12 protein-coding genes and 1 other annotated feature are annotated in these 10,709 nt (G+C 29.1%); all 12 genes read left to right on the plus strand.

The features are described 5' to 3' along the window. Positions 1-383 (plus strand): PIN/TRAM domain-containing protein (locus tag J7G74_RS08005; RefSeq protein WP_297133891.1); only part of this gene is annotated, 383 nt, incomplete at its 5' end. 224 nt (positions 384-607) lie between these two features. Next, on the plus strand, positions 608-1,297 hold the full coding sequence (gene ispD / locus J7G74_RS08010) for a 2-C-methyl-D-erythritol 4-phosphate cytidylyltransferase (protein WP_297133893.1): 690 nt from the start codon (positions 608-610) through the stop codon (positions 1,295-1,297). A gap of 48 nt (positions 1,298-1,345) precedes the next feature. After that, positions 1,346-1,819, plus strand: coding sequence for a 2-C-methyl-D-erythritol 2,4-cyclodiphosphate synthase (ispF, locus tag J7G74_RS08015; RefSeq protein WP_297133897.1), 474 nt, complete (start codon positions 1,346-1,348; stop codon positions 1,817-1,819). 196 nt (positions 1,820-2,015) lie between these two features. Continuing rightward, positions 2,016-2,227: a binding site (T-box leader), on the plus strand. A gap of 57 nt (positions 2,228-2,284) precedes the next feature. After that, complete coding sequence (locus tag J7G74_RS08020; RefSeq protein ID WP_297133898.1) at positions 2,285-3,997, plus strand: proline--tRNA ligase; 1,713 nt, start codon at positions 2,285-2,287, stop codon at positions 3,995-3,997. A gap of 24 nt (positions 3,998-4,021) precedes the next feature. After that, entirely contained in the window at positions 4,022-5,506 is a 1,485-nt protein-coding gene (gltX, locus tag J7G74_RS08025) for a glutamate--tRNA ligase (protein ID WP_297133900.1), read from the plus strand. Between the two features lie 302 nt (positions 5,507-5,808). Then, positions 5,809-7,206: a cysteine--tRNA ligase gene (gene cysS / locus J7G74_RS08030; RefSeq protein ID WP_297133903.1), complete on the plus strand. Its 1,398-nt coding sequence runs from the start codon at positions 5,809-5,811 to the stop codon at positions 7,204-7,206. Beyond that, positions 7,191-7,604 carry a Mini-ribonuclease 3 gene (locus J7G74_RS08035; RefSeq protein WP_297133904.1) on the plus strand — a complete coding sequence of 138 codons (414 nt, stop codon included), beginning with the start codon at positions 7,191-7,193 and terminating at the stop codon, positions 7,602-7,604. Before cysS ends, J7G74_RS08035 begins: the two co-directional genes overlap by 16 nt. A 152-nt stretch (positions 7,605-7,756) precedes the next feature. Then, positions 7,757-8,515, plus strand: coding sequence for an FAD-dependent thymidylate synthase (gene thyX / locus J7G74_RS08040; protein ID WP_297133906.1), 759 nt, complete (start codon positions 7,757-7,759; stop codon positions 8,513-8,515). A gap of 7 nt (positions 8,516-8,522) precedes the next feature. Next, the gene (gene rlmB / locus J7G74_RS08045) at positions 8,523-9,266 is read left to right on the plus strand and encodes a 23S rRNA (guanosine(2251)-2'-O)-methyltransferase RlmB (RefSeq protein WP_443081649.1); all 744 of its coding nucleotides are present in this window, start codon (positions 8,523-8,525) and stop codon (positions 9,264-9,266) included. 6 nt (positions 9,267-9,272) lie between these two features. Next, positions 9,273-9,803, plus strand: coding sequence for an NYN domain-containing protein (locus J7G74_RS08050; RefSeq protein ID WP_297133909.1), 531 nt, complete (start codon positions 9,273-9,275; stop codon positions 9,801-9,803). A gap of 60 nt (positions 9,804-9,863) precedes the next feature. Continuing rightward, complete coding sequence (gene sigH, locus J7G74_RS08055) at positions 9,864-10,511, plus strand: RNA polymerase sporulation sigma factor SigH (RefSeq protein ID WP_297133911.1); 648 nt, start codon at positions 9,864-9,866, stop codon at positions 10,509-10,511. Positions 10,512-10,583: 72 nt separating this feature from the next. Continuing rightward, on the plus strand, positions 10,584-10,709 hold a 126-nt coding region (locus tag J7G74_RS08060; protein ID WP_297133912.1), incomplete at its 3' end, for a GTP-binding protein.

The following is a 10,709-nucleotide window of genomic DNA, read 5'->3' on the forward strand; positions in this document are numbered from 1 at the left end:
AGGTTGAGATAACTGAAAAAGATTTTGATGATATACCAGAAGTTGATAGTAAACTTCTTAAACTTGCTCAAGTTATAAATGGTAAAGTTGTAACTAATGATTATAACTTAAACAAAGTAGCTCAATTTCAAGGTGTTGAAGTTCTAAATATTAATGAACTTGCTAATGCAGTTAAACCTGTTGCAATACCTGGTGAAGAAATGATAGCCCAAGTTGTAAAAGAAGGTAAAGAGTCAAATCAAGGAATTGCATATTTAGATGATGGAACGATGATAGTTGTAGAAGGTGGAAAGAAATATATCGGTGAAACAATACATGTATTAGTTACATCGGTATTACAAACTTCTGCAGGAAGAATGATATTTGGAAAGCCTAAAAATTAGTAATAAAAAGCTATTTAAAATAATTTTAAATAGCTTTTTTGTTTTGATTAGAAAATAACAGATTAAATTAAAAGTTTAGTAAATAAATTATGAAATAAGACTTTATCATGGAAAATAGATATAACTTATTAGTATTTTAAGTAATTGATTTATAGATAAAAATAGTTATAATGAAATAGAAAGTGTGAAATAATTAAATTATTAGTAAAATAAGAGGTGAATATATGAATAGTGTTATTATTGTTGCAGCTGGATCTGGAAAAAGAATGAATTTAGGCATAAACAAACAGTATCTAAAATTAGAAGAAAAAGAAATGATAGCTCATACAATAGATGCTTTTTATAATAATGGGAATATAGATGAAATTATTATTTGTATAAAAAAAGAAGAGGAAGAATTTTTCATCAGTGAAATTTTGAATAAATATAATTATGAAAACATTAAAATAGCATATGGTGGAGAAGAAAGACAGGATTCAATTTATAATGGTCTAAAAGAAATTAATAAAAATTGTGAAGTAGTACTTATACATGATGGTGCTAGACCATTTGTAAACGATGATATAATAAATAGATCTATAGAAGTAGCTAAGGAAAACCAAGCGGTTGTTGTTGGGGTGCCTGTCAAAGATACGATAAAAGTTGTAGAAAATGGATTGATTAAACACACACCACAAAGAAGTAGTTTATGGTCAGCCCAAACACCTCAAACTTTTAAATATGATCTAATTATGAAGGCATATGAAGAAGCTTACAAAAATAATTATTATGGTACAGATGATTCTATGTTAGTTGAATTCATCGGTCAGAGTGTATCGATGATCATGGGTTCTTATAATAATATAAAAATAACTAATCCAGAAGATATAAATATAGCTAGAAAGATTTTAGAAGAAAATAAAAAAATAAGATAATAACTATAATCATATTGATTATAAATTATATTTTTAAAGGAGTAGAAAATGAGAATAGGACTAGGATATGATGTACATAAACTTGTAGAAGGAAGACCACTAATAATTGGAGGAGTTAATGTTCCACATGAAAAGGGGCTTCTTGGTCATTCAGATGCAGATGTTTTAATCCATGCAATAATGGATGGGATGTTAGGGGCATTAGCATTAGGTGATATTGGGAAACATTTCCCGGACAATGATGAAAAATATAAAGGTGCAGACAGTATGAAATTACTGCAATATGTAAATGAGTTAATTCAAGAAAAAGGATATAAGATAAACAATATAGATAGTATAATAATAGCTCAAAGTCCTAAAATGGCTCCTCATATTGAACATATGAGAAAAAATATAGCAAATGTACTAAATACGGATATTGAGAATATAAGTGTAAAAGCAACTACGGAAGAAGGTCTTGGATTTACAGGTAAAAAAGAAGGAATTGCATCACAAAGTATATGTTTATTGATTAAGAAATAATAAATTATCACAAAAATAGAAAATAATAGTATATTAATGTTAGTAAAAGGATAAAATAACGAACATAATACAAAAATATATATGAAACTTTATATACATCTATTTTTATAAAAAATATTCAAAAGATGAAGTTGACAAGGAAAATAAAATACTATATGATTAAGTTATTATATTCAAAACATAACTTAAATTAAGATTAAAAACAATGATAAAGAAATAGTAAAAAATGAAATCTTTACAGAGAAGGAACGTTGGTGAGAGTTCCTAAGAGGAAGTTTTTGAACCAGTCTTTTAGTATAAAAACGGTAAAAAGTTTTTACGGGTAGGACCGTTATATCCTTTGAGAGAATCATAATATTATGATTAATTAGAGTGGTACCGCGGAAAAGTAAGCCTTTCGTCTCTATTTTTATAGAGACGAAGGGCTTTTTATATTTTGAAAATAAATCTAGGAGGTAATTTAATATGAGAATGTCAAAAATGTTTATACCAACATTAAAAGAAGTTCCAGCTGATGCTGAAATAACAAGTCATCAACTAATGCTAAGAGCAGGTATGATTAAAAAAATGTCTTCAGGACTTTACAATCATTTACCATTAGGTTTAAGAGTATTTAAAAAAATAAGTGATATAATAAGAGAAGAAATGAATGCCAAAGATGGGAATGAGATTTTCTGTACAGGAATAATACCTGCTGAATTATGGCAAGAATCTGGAAGATGGGAAGCAATGGGACCAGAAATGTTCAGGTTAAAAGACAGAACTGGTAGAGATTATTGCCTTGGACCAACTCATGAAGAAGTATTTACAGATATAGTAAGACAAGAAGTGAAGTCTTATAAACAACTTCCTTTAAACTTATATCAAATACAAGCGAAATATAGAGATGAAAGAAGACCAAGATTTGGAGTCATGAGAACTAAGACATTCTTAATGAAGGATGCATATAGTTTCGATATAGATGAATCTGGATTAGATAAGTCATATCAAGATATGTTTGAAGCGTATACAAATATATTTGCAAGATGTGGATTAGAAAACTCACCAGTACAAGCTGATTCAGGAGCGATAGGTGGAGCATTCTCTGCTGAATTCATGGTTAAATCAGAAGTTGGGGAAGATGAAATAGTATTCTGTAAAGAATGTGATTATGCAGCTAATATAGAAAAGGCTGTATCTGTTAATCATGAACCATGTAAAGAAGAGATGGCTGAATTAGAAGAAGTTCATACTCCAAATATATCAACGATAGAGCAATTACAAGAGTTCATGGGAGCATCAGCAGATAAATTTGCTAAAACTTTAATCTTTGATGCAGATGGAAGATCAGTTGCAGTTGTTGTAAGAGGAGATAGAGATGTAAATGATACAAAAGTTGCTAATGCTATAGGAGATGTTATAGAAATGGATATGGCATCTGAGGCTATGGTTGAGAAGGTAACAGGAGCAAGAGTAGGATTTGCAGGACCAATCGGAATAAAAGCTGACTACTTATTTATAGATAAAGAAGTTGTAGATCAATCAAACCTAGTTGTTGGGGCTAATAAATCAGATTACCATATAAAAAATGCTAACTACGGAAGAGATTTTGAAGGTGTAGTTGGAGACTTTAGATCTGTTCAACATGGAGATAAATGTACTAAATGTGGCGGAGATTTAGAAATAATGAGAGGTGTTGAGGTTGGTCATATCTTCAAATTAGGAACTAAATATTCTGAAGCAATGGGATGTACTTATGTTGATAAAGATGGTAAATCTAAGCCAATGCAAATGGGATGCTATGGAATAGGTGTTGAAAGAACAGCAGCAGCTATAATAGAGCAACATTATGATGAAAATGGTATAAAATGGCCTTTATCAGTAGCTCCATATCATGTAATAGTTGTACCTGTTAACATGAAAAAAGAAGAACAAGTACAAAATGCAGAAAAAATATATAGAGAATTAGAAGCTATGGGTGTAGAAACTATATTAGATGATAGAGATGAAAGACCAGGATTCAAATTCAAAGATGCTGAACTAATAGGTATACCAATGAGAATAACAGTAGGTAAAGACATAGTAGACGGAAAAGTTGAATTTGTATTAAGAGAAACTGGTGAAAAAGAGCTTATAGCTGTTGAAGATATAGAATCTAGAGTTAGAGAAGAATTCAAAAAAAATAACGTAAGATTATAATAGATTAGTTTTAGGAGGCACAATATGAGTAATGTTAGAGTAAGATTTGCTCCAAGTCCTACAGGATTTGTTCATATAGGAAGTTTAAGAACTGCTCTTTACAATTATTTATTCGCAAAAAAAATGGGCGGAGAGTATATATTAAGAGTTGAAGATACAGATAGAACAAGACTTGTTGATGGCGCTATAGAAAATATGCTTAATGCTATGAAATGGGCTGGTGTAAACCATACAGAAGGTGTTATGTTAGATGATAATGGGAATGTAGTTCAAAAAGGTGATTGCGGACCATACATCCAATCTGAAAGATTAGACATATACCAAAAATATATACAAGAACTTTTAGATAATGGTAAAGCTTACTATTGTTTCTGTACAAAAGAAAGATTAGATGAAGTGAGAGAAAAACAAAGAGAAGCAGGAGAAACTGCTAAATACGATGGTCATTGTAGAGACTTATCTAAAGAAGAAGTTGAAGCTAAAATAGCAGCTGGCGAGCCATATGTTATAAGACTTAGATTACCAGAAAATCATGTTATAAAATTCAATGACTTAGTTAGAGGAGAAACTGAATTCAATACAAATGACTTAGATGATCAAGTTTTAATAAAAACTGATGGTTTCCCAACATATCATTTCGCTGTTGTTGTTGATGATCACTTAATGGGGATAACTCATGTAATAAGAGGTGAAGAGTGGGTTTCTTCTACTCCAAAACATGTTTATTTATATGAAGCATTCGGATGGGAAGCACCATCATTCGTACATTTACCAAACATACTTAATAAAGAAAAGAAAAAATTAAGTAAGAGACATGGTGATGTTGCAGTAGAAGACTTCAAGAAAAAAGGATATTTACCAGAAGGATTAGTTAACTACGTTGCATTAGTTGGGTGGTCTCCAGAAGAAAATAAAGAGATATTCTCTATGGAAGAACTTGAACAAGCTTTCTCTATAGAAAGAGTTTCTAAGAGTGGTGGAGTATTTGACACAGAAAAATTAAACTGGGTTAACCAACACTATATGAAAGATGGAGATGATGAAGTTTTAACTAACTTAGCAATACCATTCTTAGTTGAAGCTGGTTTCGTAACGGAAGAAGAAGCTAAAGAAAAGTATGATTTCTTAAAAGGAATGGTTTCAGTTCTTAAAGAAAAATTACAATATGTAAAAGAAATAACTGACCATGCTTCAATATTCTTTGGAGATACTGTAGAATTAGAAACTGAAGAGTGTGGAGAGTTCTTAAAATTAGATCATATACCTACTTTAGTAGATGCTTTAATAGAAAAAATATCTAACTTAGACGTTTTAGATGAAGCTAGTGCAAAAGCTATGCTTAAAGAAATACAAAAAGAGCATGGTATAAAAGGTAAAAACTTATTCATGGGATCAAGAATAAGTTTAACAGGACAAATGCACGGTCCAGACCTTAATAAAATAATGGAAGTTATCGGAAAAGAAACTTGCTTAAACAGATTATCTTATGTAAAAAATAACATATTATAATATAAAAGAATTGCTGTCTATCTGATAGCAATTCTTTTGTTTTAATTTTACAAATATAAAAGAATATGTTTTTTATGCAGAAGTATTTATGTATAATAATATAAGAGATTAAATTAGTAAAATATATTTGCTACTTACAATGATTTTATTACTAAAAATAAGGTTAGAAAATGAATATATAAGGGTATAATATAACTATTACTATTTAATGGAATATATTAATTTATAAAAAATATTTAAATATACATACTAAAGAAGATATATAAACAAATTAAATTAAAGAGAAAGGAGAGATGGGAAAAATGAAGATATACAATACAATGACAAGACAAAAAGAAGAGTTTAAACCATTAGAAGAAGGAAAGGTTAAGATGTATGTTTGTGGTCCAACTGTATATAACTATATTCATATAGGTAATGCGAGACCATTTATAATTTTTGATACATTAAGAAGATACTTAGAATATAGAGGGTACGAAGTAAACTATGTTCAAAACTTTACAGATGTAGATGATAAAATAATAAAAAGGGGACATGAAGAACATATATCACCAGAAGAGGTTGCTAAAAAATATATAGAAGAATATTTTGTAGATGCTGATGGATTAGGAATAAAAAGAGCAACTACACATCCACAAGTTACAGAAAATATTGAAGAAATAATAGACTTTGTTAAAGAATTAGAGAATAAAGGATATGCTTATGCAGTAAATGGAGATGTATATTTTGATACTCAAAAATTTAATGGATATGGAAAACTTTCTGGTATAAAACAAGAAGAATTAGAAGCAGGATCAAGAATAGAAGTAAATGATCAGAAAAAACATCCAATGGATTTCGTTTTATGGAAAGCAAAAAAAGAAGGAGAGCCAGGCTGGATGAGTCCTTGGGGAGAAGGTAGACCAGGATGGCATATAGAATGTTCTGTTATGTCTCGTAGATATTTAGGAGATACTATAGATATACATGCTGGAGGACAAGATTTAAAATTCCCTCATCATGAAAATGAAATAGCACAAAGTGAAGCTAGAAGTGGTAAAAAATTCTCTAACTACTGGATGCATAATGAATATATAAATATAAATAATGAAAAAATGAGTAAATCAAAAGGTAATTTCTTCACAGTAAGAGATATATCAAAGTTATACGATTTAGAAATAGTAAGATTCTTCATGCTATCAACTCATTATAGAAATCCAATTAACTTTAGTGATGAAGTGTTAAATCAGTCTAAAGCTGGACTTGAAAGATTATACAATGCTAAGGAAAGATTAGAATTTATAATAAGCAAATTAAATGATGATGCTGAAAATAATGAAGAGTTAAAATTAGAAGAAGAATTAAGTGGATTTAGACAAAAATTCATAGAGGCTATGGAAGATGATTTAAACACTGCTGATGCAGTAAGTGCAATATTTGAATTAGCTAAATTTATGAACTCTAATGTAAATGAAAATTCAACTAAAGAATTTGCTAAAAAAGTTCTAGACGAGTTTAATGAATTAACTGAAGTTTTAAATATAGTAAGTAATAAAAAAGAAGATATATTAGATGAAGAAATAGAAAAACTAATAGAAGCTAGAACTCAAGCTAAGAAAAATAAGGATTTTAAATTAGCTGATGAAATAAGAAATGAACTATTAGAAAAAGGTATTGTACTTGAAGATACAAGACAAGGTGTTAAATGGAGAAGGGCATAAGAATGGATCAAACACAATTAATAACTATGTCACCTTTAGTATTAGCATACTTGGGAGATACTGTATATGAATCTTATATAAGAGAATACTTAATAAGAGATAATTTAAATAAGAAAGTTAATGATCTTCATAAAACTGCTATTAAATATTCTAATGCAAAAGCTCAAGCATCTATAATTCATGGTATGGTTGAAGAGTTTACAGAAGAAGAAACTAGAATATACAAAAGAGGAAGAAATCAAAAATCTCATACTTCACCTAAGAATGCAGATATAATAGATTACAAATGTGCTACTGGTTTTGAAGCATTAGTAGGATACTTATATTTAAAAGAAGATAAAGAAAGACTGGAATATATAATATATAAAGGTATTTCTATAATAGAAAATAATATGTAATAAAAAAGTATTGCCTTTTGTGCAATACTTTTTTATTTGTTGGAAAATATATTTTAATAAGATGAATACTTAACACTTTTTAAAATATTCGGTGAATAATATGATAATATAGTATAATATACTTATTAAAATTACATATGGGAGGTATATTAATGAAAGTAAAATTATTAGCACACACTCCACAACCTGAGAAAGTAATATCTATGGCAGCTAAACTTTGCTATTCTCCAGTAGGAGTAGACGAAATAGAAAAAAATCTAACAGATGAAAGTGTAGAAAAATTTTTGAATATGTTAATTAACATGGGACATGAGTCTCCATTAGAACATGTAACATTTACATTTGGAATAGAAGGAATATCTAGAAGTTGCTCTCATCAAATAGTAAGACATAGAATAGCTAGTTTCTCTCAACAGAGTCAAAGGTATGTTAAGCTAAATCAGTTTGAATACATTATTCCTCCACAAATAGAAAAAATAGAAGAAGCTAAGAAGTTATTTATTGAGTCTATGAAAAAGGACCAAGAAAATTATGATAAATTAGTTGATATACTATTTGAAAAACATTATAACGAACTAATAAAACAAGGTAAAAATGAAAATCAAGCTAAATCTCAAGCTGAAAAAATAGCAATAGAGGATGCAAGATATGTATTCCCAAATGCATGTGAAACTAAAATGGTATTTACTATAAATATTAGAAGTTTATATAATTTCTTTGATCATAGATGTTGCGAAAGAGCTCAATGGGAAATTAGAGCGCTTGCAACAGAAATGCTAAGACAAGTAAAAGAAGTCGCACCTATACTGTTTAAAAACTGTGGGCCTAAATGTGTAAAAGGACCATGTACAGAAGGAAAGATGACTTGTGGAAATATAGTCGGCATAAGGGAAAAATTTAAAAATTTATAGGCGGTGAATGATTTTGACAAATATAGAGGGTAGAAATCCTGTAATAGAAGTTTTAAGAAGTGATAGACAAATCGACAAAATAATGATTGCAAATGGAGCGAAAGAAGGATCAATAAAGAAAATAATAGGAATGGCTAAAGATAAAAATATAGTTGTTCAATATGTTAATAAAAGTAAATTAGATGAAATTAGTACAAGTCATGCACATCAAGGTGTAATAGCTATAGTAAGTGACTATAAGTACTATGAGTTAGAAGAATTAATAGAAAATGCTAAAAATAAAGAAGAGGATATGTTTTTTATAATTTTAGATGAAATTACTGATCCACACAATTTAGGAACAATAATTAGAACAGCAGATGCAGTTGGTGCTCATGGTGTAATTATACCAAAGAGAAGGTCTGTTCATATAACTCCTGTTGTTGCTAAGGCATCTGCAGGAGCGGTTGAATACGTACCAGTTTGTAAAGTAACCAATATAGTTAATACAATAAAAAGATTAAAAGAAGAAGGCCTATGGATAGCAGCAGCAGATATGGATGGTGAAGTATTCTATGATCAAAATCTTACTGGACCATTAGGGTTAGTTATTGGAAGTGAAGGTTTCGGTATATCTAGATTAGTAAAACAAAACTGTGACTTTACTGTAAAAATGCCAATGACAGGTAAAGTTACATCATTAAATGCTTCTGTAGCAGGAGGAATCCTTCTATATGAAATATTTAGGCAAAGAAATAAGGGACAAAAGTAATTTAAAATGAGGAGAATTAATAAAAATTCTTACATAATAATAGATGGTTACAATATTATAAACGCATGGGAACAATTAAAAGAACTTTCTAAAGATGATTTAGAAGGAGCTAGAGAAAGATTAATTCACTATATTATAGAATATGCTCAATATACAGGAAAAAAAGCAATAGTAGTATTTGATGCTTATAATGTGAAAAATTCAAAAGAAAAAATAGAAGAAAGAAAATATATAACCATAGTTTACACAAAAGAACATCAAACAGCAGATAGTTATATAGAGAAATATATTAGTTCTCTATCGAAATATGACAATATAGAAGTAGCTACAAGTGACTATGCAGAGCAACAAATTATTCTGGGAAAAGGGGCAACTAGAATATCAGCTAGAGAACTTAAACTATATATCGACAGTACAATGGTAAAAATTAAAGAAGAACAGCAAAAACATAAGCAAAAAATTCAACGAAATTTCTTGGAGGAAAGGTTAGATAAAGAAATATTGTCGAAACTTGAGAACATTCGTAGAAACCGTTGAAATCACTAAGTTTCGTAGACTATAATATACTTATGAAACGATAAATTGGGGGAGATTTTAATGTTGGTAGCTAAAGATAATGATTACGAAATCTTGGATAATAATCAACAAGATGAGTACAATATTGTATTAAAAGCAAGTAATGGGGATAAAATAGCATTAGAATATATTATCACAAAATATAAAAACTTTGTAAAAGCAAAGGCAAAATCCTACTTTTTGGTAGGTGCTGATAAAGAAGATATTATTCAAGAAGGTATGATAGGTTTGTATAAAGCAGTAAGAGATTTTGATGGAAGTAAAACAAATTCATTTAAATGCTTTGCTGAAATTTGTATTACTAGACAGATAATAACTGCAATAAAAACTGCAACAAGACAGAAACACATACCTCTTAATTCATATGTTTCTTTAAATAAGCCTATTTATGACGAAGAGTCAGAAAGAACTCTTTTAGACATAATAGCAACTAGTATCGTTACTGATCCAGAGGAACTAATTATAAGTAAAGAAGAATTGAGAAATATTGAAAGTAAAATGAATGATTTGTTAAGTGATTTAGAACTTGAAGTATTAGAACTGTACTTAAATGGAAAGTCTTATCAGTATATTGCGGACAAGCTTGACAGAGATGTTAAATCAATAGACAATGCTCTTCAAAGGGTCAAGAGAAAATTGGAAAAACATCTTGAAAACAGGAATGATTAATAGTAAAATACTTAACATAGGCTTATAGTAAGCATTTTAATTATATTTAAATATAACAGGAGGTATTTTAAAATGGCTAAGGCTAAATTTGAAAGAAATAAACCACATGTTAATATAGGAACAATAGGTCACGTTGACCACGGTAAAACTACATTAACAGCTGCAATAACAAAAACATTACATGAAAGATATCAATTA

The organism is Terrisporobacter sp. (assembly GCF_017888745.1).
Taxonomy (GTDB): Bacteria; Bacillota; Clostridia; order Peptostreptococcales; family Peptostreptococcaceae; genus Terrisporobacter.